General features: G+C 52.8%; 21 protein-coding genes. 9 read left to right on the forward strand and 12 right to left on the reverse strand.

Annotated features, from left to right (window positions below; genetic code table 11):
- Positions 1-16: 16 nt before the first annotated feature.
- From iscA to trmJ, 5 genes are all read right to left on the reverse strand, one after another.
- Positions 17-340, reverse strand: coding sequence for an iron-sulfur cluster assembly protein IscA (gene iscA / locus ACJHYR_RS08195; RefSeq protein ID WP_000028953.1), 324 nt, complete (start codon positions 338-340; stop codon positions 17-19).
- 16 nt (positions 341-356) lie between these two features.
- A complete protein-coding gene (gene iscU, locus ACJHYR_RS08200; protein WP_000331707.1) occupies positions 357-743 on the reverse strand; it encodes a Fe-S cluster assembly scaffold IscU in 387 nt (128 codons plus the stop codon).
- A 27-nt stretch (positions 744-770) separates the two neighbouring features.
- A complete protein-coding gene (iscS, locus tag ACJHYR_RS08205) occupies positions 771-1,985 on the reverse strand; it encodes a cysteine desulfurase (RefSeq protein ID WP_001295373.1) in 1,215 nt (404 codons plus the stop codon).
- Between the two features lie 111 nt (positions 1,986-2,096).
- The gene (gene iscR / locus ACJHYR_RS08210; RefSeq protein ID WP_001241357.1) at positions 2,097-2,585 is read right to left on the reverse strand and encodes a Fe-S cluster assembly transcriptional regulator IscR; all 489 of its coding nucleotides are present in this window, start codon (positions 2,583-2,585) and stop codon (positions 2,097-2,099) included.
- Between the two features lie 269 nt (positions 2,586-2,854).
- Positions 2,855-3,595, reverse strand: coding sequence for a tRNA (cytosine(32)/uridine(32)-2'-O)-methyltransferase TrmJ (trmJ, locus tag ACJHYR_RS08215; RefSeq protein WP_000940019.1), 741 nt, complete (start codon positions 3,593-3,595; stop codon positions 2,855-2,857).
- Positions 3,596-3,713: 118 nt separating this feature from the next.
- On the opposite strand from trmJ, the gene suhB reads away from it, so the two are divergent.
- The 3 genes from suhB to csiE all read left to right on the forward strand — a co-directional run bounded on the left by suhB (position 3,714) and on the right by csiE (position 6,987).
- Positions 3,714-4,517, forward strand: coding sequence for an inositol-1-monophosphatase (gene suhB, locus ACJHYR_RS08220; RefSeq protein ID WP_000553451.1), 804 nt, complete (start codon positions 3,714-3,716; stop codon positions 4,515-4,517).
- 144 nt (positions 4,518-4,661) lie between these two features.
- Positions 4,662-5,516, forward strand: coding sequence for an alpha/beta hydrolase (locus ACJHYR_RS08225; protein ID WP_001207718.1), 855 nt, complete (start codon positions 4,662-4,664; stop codon positions 5,514-5,516).
- 190 nt (positions 5,517-5,706) lie between these two features.
- Positions 5,707-6,987, forward strand: a complete 1,281-nt coding sequence (csiE, locus tag ACJHYR_RS08230) for a stationary phase inducible protein CsiE (protein ID WP_000983016.1) — start codon at positions 5,707-5,709, stop codon at positions 6,985-6,987.
- Here the strand turns inward: csiE and ACJHYR_RS08235 are convergent.
- Together ACJHYR_RS08235 and hcaR are read right to left on the reverse strand one after the other, a co-directional pair.
- Positions 6,979-8,118 (reverse strand): 3-phenylpropionate MFS transporter, encoded by a 1,140-nt coding sequence (locus tag ACJHYR_RS08235; RefSeq protein ID WP_000244193.1) that lies wholly within the window; start codon positions 8,116-8,118, stop codon positions 6,979-6,981. The genes csiE and ACJHYR_RS08235 overlap by 9 nt on opposite strands.
- Positions 8,119-8,277: 159 nt before the next feature.
- Positions 8,278-9,168 (reverse strand): DNA-binding transcriptional regulator HcaR, encoded by an 891-nt coding sequence (hcaR, locus tag ACJHYR_RS08240; RefSeq protein ID WP_000423252.1) that lies wholly within the window; start codon positions 9,166-9,168, stop codon positions 8,278-8,280.
- Positions 9,169-9,303: 135 nt separating this feature from the next.
- Here hcaR and hcaE point away from each other — a divergent pair, with 135 nt between their 5' ends.
- The 6 genes from hcaE (at position 9,304) to ACJHYR_RS08270 (ending at position 14,040) form a co-directional block, all read left to right on the forward strand.
- A complete protein-coding gene (hcaE, locus tag ACJHYR_RS08245) occupies positions 9,304-10,665 on the forward strand; it encodes a 3-phenylpropionate/cinnamic acid dioxygenase subunit alpha (RefSeq protein ID WP_000211172.1) in 1,362 nt (453 codons plus the stop codon).
- Entirely contained in the window at positions 10,662-11,180 is a 519-nt protein-coding gene (gene hcaF, locus ACJHYR_RS08250) for a 3-phenylpropionate/cinnamic acid dioxygenase subunit beta (RefSeq protein WP_001276064.1), read from the forward strand. Before hcaE ends, hcaF begins: the two co-directional genes overlap by 4 nt.
- Positions 11,180-11,500: a bifunctional 3-phenylpropionate/cinnamic acid dioxygenase ferredoxin subunit gene (locus ACJHYR_RS08255; RefSeq protein ID WP_001080102.1), complete on the forward strand. Its 321-nt coding sequence runs from the start codon at positions 11,180-11,182 to the stop codon at positions 11,498-11,500. Before hcaF ends, ACJHYR_RS08255 begins: the two co-directional genes overlap by 1 nt.
- Positions 11,497-12,309, forward strand: coding sequence for a 3-phenylpropionate-dihydrodiol/cinnamic acid-dihydrodiol dehydrogenase (hcaB, locus tag ACJHYR_RS08260; RefSeq protein WP_001281389.1), 813 nt, complete (start codon positions 11,497-11,499; stop codon positions 12,307-12,309). The genes ACJHYR_RS08255 and hcaB overlap by 4 nt, the downstream gene beginning before the upstream one ends.
- Before the next feature lie 9 nt (positions 12,310-12,318).
- Positions 12,319-13,521, forward strand: a complete 1,203-nt coding sequence (hcaD, locus tag ACJHYR_RS08265) for a phenylpropionate dioxygenase ferredoxin reductase subunit (RefSeq protein ID WP_059328283.1) — start codon at positions 12,319-12,321, stop codon at positions 13,519-13,521.
- 96 nt (positions 13,522-13,617) lie between these two features.
- Complete coding sequence (locus ACJHYR_RS08270) at positions 13,618-14,040, forward strand: DoxX family protein (RefSeq protein WP_001087250.1); 423 nt, start codon at positions 13,618-13,620, stop codon at positions 14,038-14,040.
- Between the two features lie 46 nt (positions 14,041-14,086).
- Here the strand turns inward: ACJHYR_RS08270 and ACJHYR_RS08275 are convergent, their stop codons facing one another.
- Genes ACJHYR_RS08275 through ACJHYR_RS08295 form a run of 5 tightly spaced genes read right to left on the reverse strand, consistent with a single transcriptional unit; the run spans position 14,087 to position 19,638 of the window.
- The gene (locus ACJHYR_RS08275) at positions 14,087-14,959 is read right to left on the reverse strand and encodes an aldose 1-epimerase (RefSeq protein WP_000158530.1); all 873 of its coding nucleotides are present in this window, start codon (positions 14,957-14,959) and stop codon (positions 14,087-14,089) included.
- 11 nt (positions 14,960-14,970) lie between these two features.
- Positions 14,971-16,065, reverse strand: a complete 1,095-nt coding sequence (locus ACJHYR_RS08280; protein WP_000700790.1) for a zinc-dependent alcohol dehydrogenase family protein — start codon at positions 16,063-16,065, stop codon at positions 14,971-14,973.
- 32 nt (positions 16,066-16,097) lie between these two features.
- Positions 16,098-17,096, reverse strand: coding sequence for an ABC transporter permease (locus tag ACJHYR_RS08285; protein ID WP_001276664.1), 999 nt, complete (start codon positions 17,094-17,096; stop codon positions 16,098-16,100).
- Between the two features lie 24 nt (positions 17,097-17,120).
- Positions 17,121-18,632 (reverse strand): sugar ABC transporter ATP-binding protein, encoded by a 1,512-nt coding sequence (locus ACJHYR_RS08290; RefSeq protein WP_000493485.1) that lies wholly within the window; start codon positions 18,630-18,632, stop codon positions 17,121-17,123.
- 22 nt (positions 18,633-18,654) lie between these two features.
- Positions 18,655-19,638: a substrate-binding domain-containing protein gene (locus tag ACJHYR_RS08295; RefSeq protein ID WP_001124932.1), complete on the reverse strand. Its 984-nt coding sequence runs from the start codon at positions 19,636-19,638 to the stop codon at positions 18,655-18,657.
- Positions 19,639-19,675 lie beyond the last annotated feature (37 nt).

Consider the following 19,675-nt stretch of genomic DNA (forward strand, 5'->3'; position numbering starts at 1 on the left):
GTTATCGGTATGCGCATCAAACGTGGAAGCTTTCGCCGCAACCACACTCATCTTTGACGTTCGGGTTGGTGAATTTAAACCCTTCGTTCAGGCCTTCTTTTACGAAGTCCAGCTGCGTACCGTCCAGAAATTGCAGGCTTTTGCCATCGACCACGACTTTCACGCCTTTGTCTTCAAACACGATGTCTTCCGGCGTCGGTTCGTCAACAAATTCCAGTACATAAGCCATACCTGAACATCCGGAGGTTCTCACGCCCAGACGCAGGCCAAACCCTTTGCCGCGGTTAGCCAGAAAGGTATTTACTCGCGCTGCTGCACTGTCGCTCAGTGTAATCGACATAACCAAACCTCAACTCTTATTTTGCTTCACGTTTGCTTTTATAGTCCGCAATGGCGGCTTTGATCGCGTCTTCTGCCAGAATAGAACAGTGAATTTTCACCGGCGGCAGTTCAAGTTCTTCAGCAATATCGGTGTTTTTGATCGCCTGCGCTTCGTCGAGAGACTTCCCTTTCACCCATTCGGTGACCAGGGAGCTGGAAGCGATAGCAGAACCGCAGCCGTAAGTTTTAAAACGCGCGTCTTCAATGATACCTTCATCGTTGACTTTAATCTGCAACTTCATCACGTCGCCACAGGCCGGTGCACCCACCATGCCGCTGCCGACGTTCTCGTCGTTGTTGTCAAAGGAACCCACGTTACGCGGATTCTCGTAATGGTCGATAACTTTTTCGCTGTAAGCCATTATAAATTCTCCTGATTCCGATACCGATTAATGATGTGCCCATTCGATGCTGTTCAGATCCACGCCCTGCTTGTACATTTCCCACAGCGGAGAAAGGTCACGCAGACGACCGATGGATTTACGAACTAACTCGATGGTGTAGTCGATCTCTTCTTCAGTAGTAAAACGACCTAAAGAGAAACGGATAGAGCTATGTGCCAGCTCGTCGTTCAGCCCCAGCGCGCGCAGCACGTAGGACGGTTCGAGGCTTGCTGACGTACAGGCGGAACCTGAAGAAACCGCGAGGTCTTTCAGCGCCATAATCAGCGACTCACCTTCAACGTAGTTGAAGCTGACGTTGAGAATGTTCGGCGCGCCGTGTTCCAGGTCACCGTTCAGGTAAACTTCTTCGATATCTTTGATGCCGTTCCACAGACGGTTACGCAGGCCGCGCAGACGTTCCATCTCGGTCGCCATCTCTTCTTTTGCGATGCGATAGGCTTCGCCCATACCAACGATCTGGTGAACAGGCAGAGTGCCGGAACGCATACCGCGCTCGTGACCGCCGCCGTGCATTTGCGCTTCGATGCGTACGCGCGGTTTACGACGCACATACAGCGCACCGATACCTTTCGGGCCATAGATTTTGTGACCGGAGAATGACATCAGGTCAACTTTCAACTGGCTCAGGTCGATAGGCAGTTTGCCCACGCTCTGGGTTGCATCAACGTGATAGATAATGCCGCGAGCACGGCACATTTCGCCGATAGCCGCGATATCCTGCACCACGCCGATTTCGTTATTTACGTGCATGATGGAAACGAGGATGGTGTCGTCACGCATCGCTGCTTCCAGTTCTTTCAGGTCGATAATGCCATTACGCTGCGGTGCCAGGTAGGTGACTTCGAAACCTTCGCGCTCCAGCTGACGGCAGGTATCCAGTACCGCTTTGTGTTCGGTTTTACTGGTGATGATGTGCTTGCCTTTTTTCTGATAAAAGTTGGCTGCACCTTTGATCGCCAGGTTGTCAGATTCGGTTGCACCAGAGGTAAAGACGATTTCACGCGGGTCAGCGCCGACCAGATCGGCAATCTGATTACGGGCGATATCTACCGCTTCTTCAGCCTGCCAGCCGAAACGGTGAGAACGGGAGGCCGGGTTACCAAAGGTTCCGTCCATCGTCATAAACTGCATCATTTTCTCGGCAACACGCGGGTCCACCGGCGTGGTTGCGGAGTAGTCGAGATAAATCGGTAATTTCATTGCTCTATAAACTCCGTACATCACTCAATGCAAGGAACCAGGCTACCGGCTGGATGTACGACCGTGTTTACGGAGCGCGATACGCCCCGGCCTGATTCTGAATTCTTTTTATTAAGCGCGTAACTTAACGTCGATCGCGTCTTGTGTGCGGGTGCGTGGCGCGTCGTGAGTATGCTGACGACCAGACACATCCAGCACTTCCTGGTTATTAACCAGTTCGCCTAAAGTAATGTTGTTGAGAAAACCGGTGAGACGGTCGCTCAAATCACGCCATAGCGCGTGGGTCAGGCATTTATCGCCGCCCTGGCAGCCGCCTTTACCCTGACAACGGGTGGCATCTACAGATTCGTCAACGGCGCTAATCACTTCGCCAACGGCGATGCTGCTGGCATCTTTGCCTAACAGATAACCACCGCCTGGTCCACGTACGCTGGAAACCAGACCATTTTTACGCAGACGGGAAAACAGTTGTTCCAGATAAGAAAGGGAAATTCCCTGACGTTCGGAAATATCAGCCAACGGTACCGGGCCCGCTTCAGAGTTGAGCGCAACGTCAAGCATTGCGGTCACGGCATAGCGCCCTTTAGATGTCAGTCTCATGTCTTACTTCACCTCAAACTCGCCCCTGCCCGGGGTTTTTTATTGTAAAAGTGGGGGTATTGCATAGCAGGGTCAAGTCTGACATTCCCGAGTAAATTGGTCAACTATTTACTTGACTGATTTAGTCGGGTATTTAACCTTCAGTGCCATTTTTTTATCGTGGCGTTTGTACCTGTTGTCGGATGCGACGTGAACGCCTTATCCGACCTGAGGCTCTGTGCACTGTAGGCCTGATACGACGCGTTAAGCGTCGCATCAGGTAACCACTATTATTCGGCCTTATTACCTTTATTCTGCTGCTCTATAGAAGCCAGAATCCCGCGCAGGATATTCAATTCCTGGCTTTCCGGGCGCGCACGGGTAAACAAACGACGCAATTTATTCATCACCTGCCCCGGATGGTTTTCACGAATAAAACCGGTTGCCAGCAGCGTTTGTTCGAGATGACCATAAAAACGCTCCAGATCATCGACCAGCGGATACGGCGTCTCTTCATGCTCAACCTGCTCGCCATTTTCCTGAGTTGCCAGCCAGGCCATGCGCACTTCATAGGCAATAACCTGAACCGCCATCGCCAGGTTCAGCGAACTGTATTCCGGGTTAGCCGCAATGGCGACATGATAATGGCATTTCTGCAACTCTTCATTGGTCAAGCCGACGCGCTCGCGACCAAAAACCAGCGCCACCGGGGTATTTGCCGCTTCAGCGACGCTTTTCAGACCGCATTCGCGCGGGTCGAGCATCGGCCACGGCAGCGTGCGCGAGCGTGCGCTGGTACCCACCACCAGGCTACAACCGGCTAACGCTTCGTCGAGCGTATCGACGATGTGAGCATTACCAATCACATCGCTGGCCCCTGCTGCCAGGGCAATCGCCTGGGAGTCAGGTTTCACCAGTGGATTAACCAACCACAGATTGGTTAATCCCATTGTTTTCATGGCACGGGCAACAGAACCCATATTGCCGGTGTGTGACGTCTCCACCAGCACAATTCGAATATTTTGCAGCATTGTCTTTCTTCGTCTAAAGATTATTCGCGCATCTTATCATAAAACGAAGACAGATGCCGATCTCGCTGCTATACTCTGCGCCGTTTTCCCGTTCTTTAACATCCAGTGAGAGAGACCGATGCATCCGATGCTGAACATCGCCGTGCGCGCAGCGCGCAAGGCGGGTAATTTAATTGCCAAAAACTATGAAACCCCGGACGCTGTAGAAGCGAGCCAGAAAGGCAGTAACGACTTCGTGACCAACGTAGATAAAGCTGCCGAAGCGGTGATTATCGACACGATTCGTAAATCTTACCCACAGCACACCATCATCACCGAAGAAAGCGGTGAACTTGAAGGTACTGATCAGGATGTTCAATGGGTTATCGATCCACTGGATGGCACTACCAACTTTATCAAACGTCTGCCGCACTTCGCGGTATCTATCGCCGTTCGTATCAAAGGCCGCACTGAAGTTGCTGTGGTTTACGATCCTATGCGTAACGAACTGTTCACCGCCACTCGCGGTCAGGGCGCACAGCTGAACGGCTACCGTCTGCGCGGCAGCACCGCTCGCGATCTCGACGGTACTATTCTGGCGACCGGCTTCCCGTTCAAAGCAAAACAGTACGCCACCACCTACATCAACATCGTCGGCAAACTGTTCAACGAATGCGCTGACTTCCGTCGTACCGGTTCTGCGGCGCTGGATCTGGCTTACGTTGCTGCGGGTCGCGTTGACGGTTTCTTTGAAATCGGTCTGCGTCCGTGGGATTTCGCCGCAGGCGAGCTGCTGGTTCGTGAAGCGGGCGGCATCGTCAGCGACTTCACCGGTGGTCATAACTACATGCTGACCGGTAACATCGTTGCTGGTAACCCGCGCGTTGTTAAAGCCATGCTGGCGAACATGCGTGACGAGTTAAGCGACGCCCTGAAGCGTTAATGACTCTGGCGGGTGATGTCACTCACCCGCCCTCGCCTTTCAGGCGCTATTCCGAAATACTTCCTCACCGCTTTACTTTCTTTCGCCACTCTCCCACCATCTTTCCCCGATTAATGGATAATAAAGAAGTCGCAAGGAAAGGTTATGGCGCTGCCAGTGAACAAACGCGTTCTCAAAATTCTGTTTATTCTCTTTGTTGTTGCCTTCTGCATTTATTTAATACCGCGCATCGCCATCAATTTTTTCTATTACCCTGACGACAAAATCTACGGCCCCGATCCCTGGTCAGCCGAATCAGTAGAATTCACCGCTAAAGATGGCACTCGCCTACATGGTTGGTTTATCCCTTCTGCAACTGGCCCCGCTGAAAATGCCATTGCCACCATTATTCATGCTCACGGCAATGCCGGAAATATGTCCGCCCACTGGCCGCTGGTCAGTTGGTTACCCGAGCGTAATTTCAACGTTTTTATGTTTGATTATCGCGGGTTTGGTAAATCAAAAGGCACGCCGTCCCAGGCCGGATTGCTGGACGATACGCAAAGTGCCATCAATGTGGTGCGCCATCGCAGTGATGTAAACCCACAACGGCTGGTGCTGTTCGGGCAGAGTATTGGCGGGGCGAATATTCTGGATGTTATTGGTCAGGGTGATCGTGAAGGCATACGTGCGGTGATCCTCGACTCCACATTCGCCTCTTATGCGACCATCGCCAACCAGATGCTCCCCGGCAGTGGCTACTTACTTGATGAGAGTTACAGCGGCGAAAATTACATCGCCAGCGTCAGCCCGATCCCGCTTTTACTGATTCACGGTAAAGCTGATCACGTTATCCCATGGCAGCACAGCGAAAAGTTGTATAGCCTGGCAAAAGAGCCAAAACGGTTGATCCTAATCCCGGATGGCGAACACATTGATGCTTTTTCCGATCGTCACGGCGATGTTTATCGCGAACAGATGGTGGATTTTATCCTTAGCGCGTTGAATCCGCAGAACTAACCCATGATCGCTAGCACGATAATCATTCACAAAACCACCTTAAGACATGCTAATCCACTGGTCAGAACAGTTTAAGATGAGAAAAATTCTGTGACGCTTGCCAACATTTCTGATGATTAGCATTCCCTTCGCCATTTCCCTGAGCAAACTTTAGCTATTCTTATCAATTATGCTTATGGGAGATCTACAGATGATGCCTACGCTTGCTCCACCATCTGTCCTTTCGGCTCCCCAGCGCCGCTGCCAGATCTTGCTGACGCTCTTTCAGCCGGGGTTGACCGCCACCACGGCAACTTTCAGCGAGCTTAATGGTGTGGATGATGATATTGCCAGTCTTGATATCAGCGAAACAGGACGGGAGATCCTGCGCTATCATCAACTCACACTGACTACTGGTTATGACGGTAGCTACCGGGTTGAAGGTACAGTGCTTAACCAACGTTTGTGTTTATTTCACTGGCTACGACGTGGTTTCCGTCTGTGTCCGTCATTTATTACCAGCCATTTCACCCCCGCCCTGAAGAGTGAACTGAAGCGGCGCGGAATTGCGCGTAACTTTTACGACGATACCAATCTACAAGCGTTAGTGAATCTCTGCTCCCGACGGCTGCAAAAACACTTTGAAACGCGCGATATTCATTTCCTGTGTCTGTATCTGCAATATTGTTTGCTGCAACACCACGCTGGAATTACGCCTCAGTTTAATCCGCTCCAACGTCGCTGGGCGGAATCCTGCCTTGAATTTCAGGTAGCGCAGGAAATTGGACGCCACTGGCAGCGTCGAGCGCTCCAGCCTGTACCGCCTGATGAGCCACTGTTCATGGCATTACTTTTTTCCATGTTGCGGGTTCCCGATCCACTGCGGGATGCGCATCAGCGGGACAGACAACTGCGTCAGTCTATCAAACGTCTGGTAAACCATTTTCGTGAGCTGGGAAATGTTCGTTTTTATGATGAACAGGGGTTGTGCGATCAGCTTTATACCCACCTCGCCCAGGCGTTAAATCGCAGTTTGTTTGCCATCGGTATTGATAACACCCTGCCGGAAGAGTTCGCCCGCCTGTATCCACGCCTGGTGCGCACCACCCGCGCGGCGCTGACCGGATTTGAAAGTGAATACGGCGTCCATCTTTCTGATGAGGAAAGCGGTCTGGTCGCGGTGATTTTTGGTGCCTGGCTAATGCAGGAAAACGACCTGCATGAGAAACAGATTATTCTACTGACCGGGAATGATAGTGAGCGAGAAGCGCAGATTGAGCAGCAGCTACGCGAACTAACGTTACTGCCGCTCAATATTAAACATATGTCGGTAAAGGTATTTTTGCAGACAGGCGCTCCGCGCGGCGCGGCACTGATTATTGCTCCTTATACCATGCCGTTACCGCTCTTTTCACCACCGCTGATCTATACGGACCTGACGCTGACAACACATCAACAGGAGCAGATCCGCAAAATACTCGAATCAGCATGAGGGAACAACTTTCGGGCGCAAAAACATTGCCGGAAGCGCCACCAGCGCCATCACCCAGAACACGCCGTGGCCCAGATATTGATACAGGAAACCGGCGAAAACGGTCATGATGGCGATACTGCCGCCCATCGCGACGGCAGAGTAAACCGCCTGTAAACGGATGACTTCGCTACCCTGGCGAGCGGCAATATAGCGCATGGCGGCCAGGTGGCAGACCGTGAAGGTGCCGCAATGCAGAATTTGCACCACTATCAACCACGGCAACGCCGTAGTTGCTCCCATAATGCCCCAGCGCACTACGCCGCAAATCGCCGAGATCAACAGCATATCGCGTGCACTACAACGGCGGAAAAGTTTATTACTCAGCGCAAAGATAATGACTTCCGCCACCACGCCCAGCGACCACAAATAGCCCACCGCCGAGGCCGAGTAGCCAGCGGCCTGCCAGTAAATGGCGCTAAAACCGTAATAGGCCGCATGCGCCCCCTGCAATAAACAAACGCAGGCCAGAAAGCGCCAGTTCTGGCGAACCAGCGCCAACCACGCAGACCAACCGGTGCTCTCCTGCTGGCGGCTTGCCCCTTGTGGCTGAATCGTTGGACGGATGAGAAAGCCGAGCAGCATGGATGCCACGCCCAACGTCAACAGCGCGAGGATCACCCGATAATCAAACATAGTGACCAGTTTACCCGTCAACGCCGAGCCAATGACAAACGCCACCGAGCCCCACAATCGCACTTTGCCGTAATCAAGCGGGAACTGCTTTTGCCACGTATTCGCCAGTGCATCGGTCAACGGTACCAGCGGTGAGAAAAAGAGGTTAAAGCCAATCATCACCAGCATCAGCCACGCTACGTGCGCCCCCGCCCAGAAGGCGACTGCAAAGAGAAGTGTCAGCAGTGCCAGCACGCGCAAGGCGGAAATCAGGCGAGAAGGATCGCTGACGCGGGGCGCGATGAGCAAACTCCCGAGAAAACGGGCAACCAGACCTGCCCCCAATAACAGGCCGATGGTTTCTGGCGTTAAACCAATCCCTTTAAGCCAGACGCTCCAGAAAGGTAGAAAAATGCCGTAACTAAAAAAGTATGTGAAATAGCCGAGCGCCAACCAGCGCGTGGATTGCAAAACCATGAGTCCCTCCCGTCAGGAGGCGTTAGTCTGGGGTTAATCGAATGTTGGTGCAAGTTGAAAAATAAGAATATTCGAGCCTGCTTCCCGATGTCTGTAACGCCAGTTCACAAGCACTCAAAAACTGCGACCTGCGACGCATGTTGCAAAAATAATGCGTAATTATGCCGTTACGCTTGCCAAACGTTCCTGCACAATGGCGATGAAATCGCGTAATGCCGGCTTCATCTCCCCTTTCTTCCACGCCATCAGTAAAGTAATGGAAGGCACATTTCCGGCAATGGGTCGAAATACCACCTGGCCGGTATTAAAATTATTCATATAACCGGGTATCAAAGTGACGCCCAGCCCCATCCCCACCAGATTCATGGTCACCAGAATATTCGTTGCCACCTGGACGATATTTGGCTGGCTGTTTTCTTGCGCAAACCACGCTTTAACGATCGGCGCAAGCGAACCGGAATACGCTGGATCAGTACTGACGAAATTCACGCCATCCAGTTGCGCGGCAGTGATCTCTTTTTCATGTGCTAAAGGGTGATCAACCGGTAACACCACCACTAATGGTTCGTCAAAAAGCTCCAGATAATCAATCTCCGGGCTATAAACAGGATGGCGCATTAAGCCGACGTCGAGTTCACCACGGCGAATTTTTTCTTCCTGTTCCGTGGTGATTAAACTCACCAGCTCAATTAAGGTGTCTGGCTGTCTGAGACGAAACATCGGTAATACTTTTGGCAGTAAATTCACTTCCGCCGATGGCACAAAGCCAATGGTTAATTGTCTGTCTTCCTGAACAATTTTCCGCGCCCGTAATTTGGCATTTTCCGCTTGTTCGAGGATTGCCAGCGCGTCCTGGAGAAAACATTCTCCCGCCGCCGTCAACGCGACTTTGCGCTTATCCCTCACCAGTAACGGAACACCGACACAGTTTTCAAGATCGCGGATCTGGCTGCTTAACGAAGGCTGTGAGGTATGCAGTTTTTCCGCCGCACGGGTAAAGTTCAGTGCCTGCGCCACTGCGACGAAATAGCGTAAATGCCGTAGTTCCATCACCTTCCCCTTGTTATCGAAAAAACGTCTCAGCTGGTAGAAATTAACTATTTCACATATTAGCAACCAACCAGCAACATCCTTATGGCACAAAAATAGAAGGTCAATACATCTTATCTTTCAGGATTAAAAAATATGACCACCCCCTCAGATTTGAACATTTACCAACTGATTGACACCCAAAACGGTCGGGTCACTCCGCGTATTTATACCGATCCGGATATTTACCAACTGGAGCTTGAGCGCATTTTCGGTCGTTGCTGGCTATTTCTCGCCCACGAAAGCCAGATCCCAAAACCCGGTGATTTCTTTAACACCTACATGGGAGAAGATGCGGTTGTCGTGGTGCGCCAGAAAGACGGCAGCATCAAGGCGTTTCTCAACCAATGCCGCCATCGGGCCATGCGTGTGAGTTATGCAGATTGCGGCAACACTCGCGCCTTTACCTGCCCGTATCACGGCTGGTCTTACGGTATTAACGGCGAATTGATCGACGTACCGCTGGAACCTCGCGCCTACCCACAAGGGTTGTGTAAATCCCACTGGGGGCTAAACGAAGTTCCTTGTGTGGAGAGTTATAAAGGGCTGATTTTTGGCAACTGGGATACCAGCGCACCGGGTCTGCGTGATTACCTTGGTGACATTGCCTGGTATCTGGATGGCATGCTGGATCGTCGCGAAGGCGGCACCGAAATTGTCGGCGGCGTACAAAAGTGGGTGATCAACTGCAACTGGAAATTCCCGGCAGAGCAGTTCGCCAGTGACCAGTATCATGCTCTGTTCAGCCATGCTTCTGCCGTTCAGGTATTAGGGGCGAAAGATGATGGCAGCGATAAGCGTCTCGGTGATGGACAAACTGCCCGCCCGGTGTGGGAAACCGCCAAAGATGCGCTGCAGTTTGGTCAGGACGGTCACGGCAGCGGTTTTTTCTTTACTGAAAAACCGGATGCTAATGTCTGGGTCGATGGCGCGGTTTCCAGCTATTACCGCGAAACCTATGCCGAAGCAGAACAACGTTTAGGTGAAGTTCGCGCCCTGCGCCTGGCGGGTCATAACAATATTTTCCCCACGCTTTCCTGGCTCAACGGCACTGCCACGCTCCGCGTCTGGCATCCGCGCGGCCCTGATCAAGTTGAAGTGTGGGCGTTCTGTATTACTGACAAAGCCGCCTCCGATGAAGTTAAAGCCGCTTTTGAAAACAGCGCCACTCGTGCTTTTGGTCCTGCTGGTTTTCTCGAGCAGGATGACTCGGAGAACTGGTGTGAAATCCAGAAATTGCTGAAAGGTCACCGCGCCCGCAACAGCAAACTGTGTCTGGAAATGGGGCTTGGTCAGGAAAAGCGTCGCGACGACGGCATTCCAGGCATTACTAACTATATCTTCTCAGAAACGGCCGCTCGTGGAATGTACCAACGCTGGGCCGATCTCCTGAGTAGCGAAAGCTGGCAGGAAGTGCTCGATAAAACCGCCGCTTACCAGCAGGAGGTGATGAAATGAGTGCGCAAGTTTCACTGGAGTTACATCACCGCATTAGCCAGTTTCTCTTTCACGAAGCCAGTCTGCTGGATGACTGGAAATTTCGTGACTGGCTGGCACAGCTCGACGAAGAGATTCGTTACACCATGCGCACCACAGTTAACGCGCAAACGCGCGACCGCCGCAAAGGCATTCAGCCGCCGACAACCTGGATTTTTAATGACACCAAAGACCAGCTGGAACGGCGAATCGCCCGTCTGGAAACGGGTATGGCCTGGGCAGAAGAACCGCCGTCACGCACCCGTCACTTAATCAGCAACTGCCAGGTAAACGAAACCGACATACCAAACGTATTTGCTGTGCGGGTAAATTATCTGCTTTATCGGGCACAAAAAGAGCGCGATGAAACATTCTATGTCGGGACTCGTTTTGACAAAGTTCGCCGTCTGGAAGATGACAACTGGCGCTTGCTGGAACGGGATATCGTCCTGGATCAAGCGGTGATCACTTCCCATAACCTGAGTGTACTGTTCTGATGAATCGAATTTATGCGTGTCCCGTTGCGGATGTGCCGGAGGGTGAGGCTCTCCGGATCGATACCTCGCCCGTCATCGCCTTGTTCAACGTGGGCGGCGAGTTTTATGCCATTAACGATCGTTGCAGCCATGGTAATGCGTCGATGTCAGAAGGGTATCTGGAAGATGACGCCACGGTGGAGTGCCCGCTGCACGCCGCCAGTTTTTGCCTGAAAACGGGGAAAGCGTTATGCCTGCCCGCCACCGATCCGCTAACCACTTATCCAGTACACGTTGAAGGTGGTGACATCTTCATCGACTTACCGGAGGCGCAGCCATGAGCGATCTGCATAACGAGTCCATCTTTATTACCGGCGGCGGATCGGGATTAGGCCTGGCGCTGGTCGAGCGATTTATCGAAGAAGGCGCGCAGGTTGCCACGCTGGAACTGTCGGCGGCAAAAGTCGCCAGTCTGCGTCAGCGATTTGGCGAACATATTCTGGCGGTGGAAGGTAACGTGACCTGCTATGCCGATTATCAACGCGCGGTTAATCAGATCCTGACTCGTTCTGGCAAGCTGGATTGTTTTATCGGCAATGCGGGCATCTGGGATCACAATGCCTCACTGGTTAACACTCCCGCAGAGACGCTCGAAACCGGCTTCCACGAGCTGTTTAATGTCAACGTACTCGGTTACCTGCTGGGCGCAAAAGCCTGCGCTCCGGCGTTAATCGCCAGTGAAGGCAGCATGATTTTCACACTGTCAAACGCCGCCTGGTATCCCGGCGGCGGTGGCCCGCTGTACACCGCCAGTAAACATGCCGCAACCGGACTTATTCGCCAACTGGCTTATGAACTGGCACCGAAAGTGCGGGTGAATGGCGTCGGCCCGTGTGGTATGGCCAGCGACCTGCGCGGCCCACAGGCGCTCGGGCAAAGTGAAACCTCGATAATGCAGTCTCTGACGCCGGAGAAAATTGCCGCCATATTACCGCTGCAATTTTTCCCGCAACCGGCGGATTTTACGGGTCCGTATGTGATGTTGGCATCGCGGCGCAATAATCGCGCATTAAGCGGTGTGATGATCAACGCTGATGCGGGTTTAGCGATTCGCGGCATTCGCCACGTAGCGGCTGGGCTGGATCTTTAAGGAAGCACGATGAAAGAAAAAACGATCATTATTGTCGGTGGCGGGCAAGCGGCGGCAATGGCTGCGGCCTCGCTACGCCAGCAAGGGTTCACCGGTGAGCTGCATCTGTTTTCCGATGAGCGACATCTACCTTATGAACGCCCCCCGCTCTCGAAATCCATGTTGCTGGAAGATTCCCCGCAGTTACAGCAGGTGTTACCCGCTAACTGGTGGCAGGAAAACAATGTTCATCTGCATTCCGGTGTAACCATCAAATCGCTGGGCCGCGACACAAGAGAGTTAGTGTTAACCAACGGCGAAAGTTGGCAGTGGGATCAGCTGTTTATGGCAACCGGCGCGGCAGCCCGACCGCTGCCGTTGCTTGATACACTGGGAGAACGCTGCTTTACCCTGCGCCATGCCGACGATGCCGCCAGACTGAGAGAAGTTCTGCAGCCCGAACGGTCAGTCGTGATTGTCGGTGCCGGAACTATTGGTCTGGAACTGGCTGCCAGCGCCACGCAGCGTGGATGTAAGGTGACAGTGATTGAACTGGCGGCAACCGTCATGGGCCGTAATGCACCACCGCCCGTGCAACGCTATCTTTTACAGCGCCATCAGCAGGCTGGTGTGCGCATTCTGCTCAATAATGCCATTGAACATGTGGTCGATGGTGAAAAAGTAGAACTGACGCTGCAAAGTGGCGAAACGCTTCAGGCCGATGTGGTGATTTACGGTATTGGTATCAGCGCCAACGACCAACTGGCTCGCGAGGCCAACCTTGATACTGCCAATGGCATTGTCATTGATGAGGCTTGCCGCACCTGCGATCCCGCGATCTTTGCCGGTGGCGATGTGGCAATCACCCGTCTTGATAATGGTGCACTACACCGCTGCGAAAGCTGGGAAAACGCCAATAACCAGGCGCAAATTGCCGCTGCCGCAATGTTGGGGCTACCGCTTCCGCGACTGCCGCCGCCGTGGTTCTGGAGCGATCAGTACAGTGATAACTTACAGTTTATTGGCGATATGCATGGCGATGACTGGATTTGTCGTGGCAACCCGGAAACTCAGAAGGCGATTTGGTTTAATCTGCAAAACGGCGTGCTTATCGGTGCAGTCACGCTGAATCAGGGCCGTGAGATTCGCCCAATCCGCAAATGGATCCAGAGCGGCAAAACGTTTAATGCGAAACTGCTGACAGATGAGGACATCGCGCTTAAATCACTGTAACCAGGATAATTAGCGAATATCTCAACGCCTGGGGCGTGGCGAGGTACCAGAGTGTGTATTACGTTTAAATCACATTATCTTGCAAAGGGATTGGTTATGAACTCACTACGTTATTTTGATTTTGGTGCTGCACGCCCCGTTTTGTTATTAATTGCCCGTATCGCCGTGGTCTTGATTTTCATTATTTTTGGTTTTCCCAAAATGATGGGCTTTGACGGTACGGTCCAATATATGGCCTCGCTGGGCGCGCCAATGCCAATGCTGGCAGCGATTATTGCGGTAGTTATGGAAGTGCCCGCCGCAATATTAATCGTGCTTGGCTTTTTCACCCGTCCGCTGGCGGTGCTGTTTATTTTCTACACGCTGGGTACGGCGGTAATTGGTCACCATTACTGGGATATGACCGGCGATGCGGTTGGGCCAAATATGATTAATTTCTGGAAGAATGTCAGTATCGCTGGCGCATTCCTGCTGTTGGCAATTACCGGGCCGGGGGCAATTTCTCTCGATCGGCGTTAAAAACATGCCGGATGCGGCGTGAACGCCTTATCCGGCATTTTATAAATTACAGTAACGCAACCCGCAACGACATCTCTGAAGTTGTTGATTCCCCTGGTGCAAGCGCAATGAGATCACCCCCTTCCGGGCGATGATGGTCATCTGGCGCATGGCTCATCGGTTCCAGACAGAAGAAATCAAACGCATATCCTTTATCAAACGCCGGGTCGGAAACAAAGATGAAATAACATGGTGCAGGTGGCGTCGTTTCCATGATGATGGCGTACCCCTCCTGCGGCTGCTCGATGCGGGACTGACCATTCCATCCGGCAAAGCCATTGTTTACCCACTGGCGCGGCAACGGCGCGAGCTGGTTGAAATCCAGCTCCTGCGGTAGCTGCTCGCAAAACTCACCCGCCAGCCACTGCTCCCGCTCCAGCCAGTAACCGCTCGCCTGCGCCTGAATCCGCGTTTGTGGTGACAACGGAAAATAAGGATGCCAGCCGGTACCAAATGGCAGCGTCTCTGCCCCTTGATTGGTGACAGAGAGCGTCACCGTCAGCGTATCTGCCGTTAAATGAAACGCCTGACTTACCCGATAGTGATAAACACCGCTGCGATGTTCATACACCAGACACAAGCTATCTTCGCTGCGCGAGACACATTGCCACTGCCCCAGCCAGCCGTCGCCGTGCAGATAGTGCGCATCCCACTCAACATTCGGTTGCAGTTGATACTCACGCCCCTGCCAGACAAAACGGTTGCCACTCACCCGGTTTGCAAACGGCACCAGAGGGAAACAAGAGGCATCGGTTGCCACACCGCTTTTTTTACCGGGACGTAAGAGCGGCGTCGCGTCACGCCAGAAGCCTTCGATGACGCCGCCCCGGTCAGAAACGTCCAGCTTTAGCGGCCCGTGAGATAACGTATAGATGGTCATCAGCTGACTCCTTAATCCGGGAAGTTAATCACAACTTTCCCGCATTTACCGCTCGCCATCAGCGCATAGGCATCTCCTGCCTGTTCCAGCGTGAAGCGATGGGTAATGGCGTTACGCGGCCACAGTTTCCAGTCCGTTAAATCGTGGGCGCATTTTTCCATATGGAACAGACTGGTCACCCAGGAGCCAATAATCCGCCGTTGATGATGCATCAGATCAGCGCTAACCTCGAACTCCACTTTTCCGGTTTCTCCGATGTAAACCACCCGTCCCCAGTCAGCAGTGGATTGCAACGCCAGTAAGCGACCTGCGGCATTACCGGAACAATCGAGCGCAACATCCGCGCCACCGTGGGTAAGTTCGGCGATAATCTGCGGCAGACCTTCGGTCGTTGCTAAATAGCCATGATCCATCACCCCTAACTGTTTCGCCATCGCCAGACGTTCCGGCAGCATATCAACGCCGATGATCCTTTTTGCACCGCGACCTTTCGCCAGCATCATCGCCATCATGCCGACCGGCCCCAGACCGACCACCAGCACGTTATCACTGCCGGAAACTTCGCCGCGCAAAATCCCTTCATACGCTGTACCAACGCCGCAACTGATAAACGCACCATCTTCATAGCTCAGCGCGTCCGGGAGCAGGATCAGATCTTTTTCTTCCGCCAGCAGGTATTCAGCATGGCCGCCGTCACGCTGCCAGCCGTAAGCCGCTTTTCCTTCGCCAGTACAAGAGATAGGAAAACCACGACGGCAGTTCGGGCAAAAACCACAGCCAGAAATATGATACACCAGCACACGGTCGCCCTCTTTAAAATGGCGGCAGCCTTGCCCCATCGCCACAATTTGCCCGCACGGTTCATGACCGTTGATAAATCCCTGGTATAACGGTTTATCGGGTGCCGCCGCCGTAGCGCGGTGTTGGTGGTAGATATAGTGGACATCGCTTCCGCAAATTCCGGAGGATTTCATTTTGATCAGTACCTGGTTAATCCCCGGCGTCGGCACCGCAACTTCCCGCAGATCGACGGTCGAATTTCCTGGTAAATAAGCTGCCAGCATCGTTTTCATAAATCCCTCATTAACAATACGATTAATTTTCATCCCTGCCGCACCCGCGCCAGGGACGTTTAGGTTTAGCGTTTCGCTTTACTGCTTCGCTGAGTCAGCAAGATATTCGCCAGCACCGCCACCACGATGATGACGCCGCGCACCACCTGCTGGAAAAAGGAGTTAATCCCGAGCAGCACCAGACCGTTACCGATTAGCGTAATCACCAACACACCAAGCAATGTACCGAACAGGGAACCGCGACCACCGGAAAGCGCCGTACCGCCAACCACGACCGCGGCGATGACGTCAAACTCCAGACCGTTTGCGGCACCTGCGTTACCGGAACCGAGGCGCGCCGCCAACAAAATGCCGGTCACCGCTGCTAATAATCCCGAAAGGGTAAAAATAAGAATGCGTACCCGACGAACGTTAATACCGCATAACTGCGCCGCCGTGGCATTACCGCCAACGGCAAAAACCGAGCGCCCGAAGGCGGTTTTGCGGCTAATGAACACAAACAGCGCAAACAGCACCATCATGATCAGCGCGGATACCGGCACACCGAGAAATTGTCCGCCCAGCCAGTCCAGCACTTCGTTTTCGTCAATCGGCACTGGCAAGGCGTTCGTCATAAATAGCCCCATTCCGCGCAGGGCGCTCCATAAACCCAGCGTGGCAACAAAACTTGGCACGTTAAACACGCCGCGCAGCACCCCGGCGAGCGTTCCCATCAGCGCGCCTAACAGCAACACCAGCAGACAAGCAATCGCCAGCGGAACCTCAAATTGCAGCAAAAATGCCAGGCACACCGAGACAAAAGCCACCATCGGCCCAACGCTGACATCAATTTCCCCGGAGATAATAATCAGCGTCATCGCCCAGGCGGCGATCCCAATGGTGGCGGCATCGCGCAGCACGTTCATCTGGTTATTCAATGAGATAAAGCCAGGCGCGTTCAGAGAGAAGACCAGATAAAGAATGGCGATCACCACCAGCAAACCGATCTCATTAATATGGCGACTGACAAATTGTTTGAGCGAGACGCTCTTGCCCTGCGGCAATGGTAATGACGAAGCAGACATCTTCAGGTTCCTCGGTAAAATTCATCAGTGCACAGACAGAATGGCGGACATCAGCTCATCCACATTGACCGGCGAGTGAAACTCCTGCGAGAACGTACCGTGCTGTAATAACAGGATGCGGTCACACACCAGCGGCAACTCCTCCACTTCACTGGAGATAAACACCACGCTTTTTCCTTCGGCAGCCAGCTCGCGGACAATACGGTAAATCTGCTGTTTGGCTTCGATATCGACGCCGCGCGTTGGCTCGTCGAGCAACAAAATCTGGCTGGCAGCATAGACCCAACGACCGATCACCACTTTTTGCTGATTGCCACCAGAAAGCGTGCCGATGGGCGTTTCGCTACTGGCGGCCTTGACCGTCATCCGCTGCATCACCTCTTCGGTCAGGCGGCGGATGGTGGACCATTGCAGCACACCGTTGGCGCTGATTTTTTGCCGATTGGTCAGCACTGTATTTTCGTCAACGCCCAGCCAGGGAATGATCCCCGCTTCTTTGCGGTTTTCTGGCGTATAGCCAATGCCGCGTTTCAGCATGTCGCCGTAATCGGGGCGAGTGATTTTCTCGCCGTTGATAACAATTTCGCCCTGTTCATACGTCTCCAGCCCAACTATGGCTTTCAACAATTCACTGCGCCCTGCCCCCAGCAGGCCAGCAATGCCGAGTACTTCGCCACGACGGAGCGTAAAGCTGATATCCTCCAGCTTGGGCTTATGGCGTAACGCACGGACTTCCAGCACGGCCTGATCGACAATTTCCTGAGGGGAAACCGGCGCAATATCAACGTGATCGCGCCCGAGCATTAGCGACACAATATGATGCGTGGAGGTGTTTTCGAGCATCACATCGCCCGCCACCTGACCATCGCGCATAACGGTGGCACAGGAGGCAATGCGGCGGATTTCTTCCATCCGGTGGCTGACATAAATCACCGCCACGCCCAGTGCCGACATCTTTTTAACCGCGCTGATCACCAGTTCAACTTCCGCACTGGCAAGCGAACTGGTAGGTTCATCAAGAATGACCACGCGCGGCTCGCCCTTCATCACCCGCGCAATTTCCACCAGTTGCTTTTGCGCCGGGCTTAGCGTTGAAACAAGTTGTTCAGGGCTAACGTCAACGCCCAGCGCCTGTAAGCAACGTTGGGCATCCTGCGCCATTTGCAGGTAATCAATCATGCCGTTGCGGCGGGGCCACTGACCGAGGCAGAGGTTTTCCGCCACCGTCAGTCCCTCCACCAGACTTAACTCCTGATAAACCGCACGAACCCCCAGTTCAGCGGCACGGCGAGTCAACGTAGCTTCGTCACCTTCCAGTCGCGTCTCGCCAATCCAGATATCACCGCTATCCGGACGTTCACTGCCGGTAAGCATTCGAATGAGGGTCGATTTGCCCGCGCCGTTTTTGCCTAACAGCGCACGAACTTCGCCTTTATTGAGCGTGAAGTTAACGTTATCCAACGCAACGACGCCGGGATAACGCTTATTTCCTGCCACCACTTTTGCTACCGGGACTGCCTCTGTTGCCGTGAACATAGGGACCTCTGCGAATCAGCGATTAGGGCAGACCATCAACGTGCGTTGCCAGCCACTGTTTACCGTCTTCCGTTTTGGTATAGAGATCGATAGGCACCTGAATCACTTTTTCACCGTCGGCTTGTTTGTTGATAACCTTCAATGTTTGCGCGAAGACAGCATTGCCCATTTTCTTACCGGAAATATCCACCACCGCTTTCAACACCTGATTGTTTTCCAGCTCCTGAGCAATTTCAGTGGTCATATCCGAACCGAAAACAGCAATTTTTCCGGCCTGATTTTGATTACGTACCGCTTTTACCGCGCCGAGTGTCGCACCACCCGATTCTCCCATAATGGCGTTGAGATCCGGCGTGGAGATAATTAGTTTTTCACCAACGGAAATCGCTTTATCTAAAACAGTCCCTTCCTGATTAGCGACAATTTGCGCGCCGGGAACGCGGGATTTTAATACTTCTTCAAATCCTTTACGTCGCTGCACACAAACTTCAAAGGCTTCGCAATTGATGACGGCAATTTTCGGCTGGTCAATTTTATTGGCAATAAAATAATCGGCGGCAGCGTTACCCAGTTTTTTACCAAATTCCAGCGGATCGCCGACCAGATACGCCGAGACATATTTATCGACGCCTTTTTGATTAATACAGGTGTTGTAGCAAATCACCGGAATACCCGCTTCACTGGCGCGACGAACGGTACGGCTACTGCCATTTTCAGACACTGCCGATAAAATAATGGCATCGACATTACGCGCCACGAGGGTATCAACAAAGGTACTTTCTTTCGAAATATCACCCTGTGCGTTAGTTTCAATTAACTGTACCTGTACTGAAGAATCTTTTGCCGCATCCTGAACGCCCTGACGCACGCCAGCGTAATATCCCTGAGTATCAAGGTATATTGCGCCAATGGTCATTTCTTTATCCGCAGCTCTGGCAAATAGTGCGCTACCTAATAGCGTAGCCATTAATAATAGATTACGGGTTGTTGTCATTTTTTTAGGCATAGTGCCTCCTGTAGGGTTTTTATTTACAACGGCTTAT

Source organism: Escherichia sp. WS1450, from assembly GCF_046487395.1.
Lineage (GTDB): Bacteria > Pseudomonadota > Gammaproteobacteria > Enterobacterales > Enterobacteriaceae > Escherichia > Escherichia coli.

Excerpts from the sequence above, each read along its gene's own strand:
- iscA (WP_000028953.1), bottom strand. The coding sequence starts at position 340 with ATGTCGATTACACTGAGCGACAGTGCAGCAGCGCGAGTAAATACCTTT.
- iscU (WP_000331707.1), bottom strand. The coding sequence starts at position 743 with ATGGCTTACAGCGAAAAAGTTATCGACCATTACGAGAATCCGCGTAAC.
- iscS (WP_001295373.1), bottom strand. The coding sequence starts at position 1,985 with ATGAAATTACCGATTTATCTCGACTACTCCGCAACCACGCCGGTGGAC.
- iscR (WP_001241357.1), bottom strand. The coding sequence starts at position 2,585 with ATGAGACTGACATCTAAAGGGCGCTATGCCGTGACCGCAATGCTTGAC.
- trmJ (WP_000940019.1), bottom strand. The coding sequence starts at position 3,595 with ATGCTGCAAAATATTCGAATTGTGCTGGTGGAGACGTCACACACCGGC.
- suhB (WP_000553451.1), top strand. The coding sequence starts at position 3,714 with ATGCATCCGATGCTGAACATCGCCGTGCGCGCAGCGCGCAAGGCGGGT.
- ACJHYR_RS08225 (WP_001207718.1), top strand. The coding sequence starts at position 4,662 with ATGGCGCTGCCAGTGAACAAACGCGTTCTCAAAATTCTGTTTATTCTC.
- csiE (WP_000983016.1), top strand. The coding sequence starts at position 5,707 with ATGATGCCTACGCTTGCTCCACCATCTGTCCTTTCGGCTCCCCAGCGC.
- ACJHYR_RS08235 (WP_000244193.1), bottom strand. The coding sequence starts at position 8,118 with ATGGTTTTGCAATCCACGCGCTGGTTGGCGCTCGGCTATTTCACATAC.
- hcaR (WP_000423252.1), bottom strand. The coding sequence starts at position 9,168 with ATGGAACTACGGCATTTACGCTATTTCGTCGCAGTGGCGCAGGCACTG.
- hcaE (WP_000211172.1), top strand. The coding sequence starts at position 9,304 with ATGACCACCCCCTCAGATTTGAACATTTACCAACTGATTGACACCCAA.
- hcaF (WP_001276064.1), top strand. The coding sequence starts at position 10,662 with ATGAGTGCGCAAGTTTCACTGGAGTTACATCACCGCATTAGCCAGTTT.
- ACJHYR_RS08255 (WP_001080102.1), top strand. The coding sequence starts at position 11,180 with ATGAATCGAATTTATGCGTGTCCCGTTGCGGATGTGCCGGAGGGTGAG.
- hcaB (WP_001281389.1), top strand. The coding sequence starts at position 11,497 with ATGAGCGATCTGCATAACGAGTCCATCTTTATTACCGGCGGCGGATCG.
- hcaD (WP_059328283.1), top strand. The coding sequence starts at position 12,319 with ATGAAAGAAAAAACGATCATTATTGTCGGTGGCGGGCAAGCGGCGGCA.
- ACJHYR_RS08270 (WP_001087250.1), top strand. The coding sequence starts at position 13,618 with ATGAACTCACTACGTTATTTTGATTTTGGTGCTGCACGCCCCGTTTTG.
- ACJHYR_RS08275 (WP_000158530.1), bottom strand. The coding sequence starts at position 14,959 with ATGACCATCTATACGTTATCTCACGGGCCGCTAAAGCTGGACGTTTCT.
- ACJHYR_RS08280 (WP_000700790.1), bottom strand. The coding sequence starts at position 16,065 with ATGAAAATTAATCGTATTGTTAATGAGGGATTTATGAAAACGATGCTG.
- ACJHYR_RS08285 (WP_001276664.1), bottom strand. The coding sequence starts at position 17,096 with ATGTCTGCTTCGTCATTACCATTGCCGCAGGGCAAGAGCGTCTCGCTC.
- ACJHYR_RS08290 (WP_000493485.1), bottom strand. The coding sequence starts at position 18,632 with ATGTTCACGGCAACAGAGGCAGTCCCGGTAGCAAAAGTGGTGGCAGGA.
- ACJHYR_RS08295 (WP_001124932.1), bottom strand. The coding sequence starts at position 19,638 with ATGCCTAAAAAAATGACAACAACCCGTAATCTATTATTAATGGCTACG.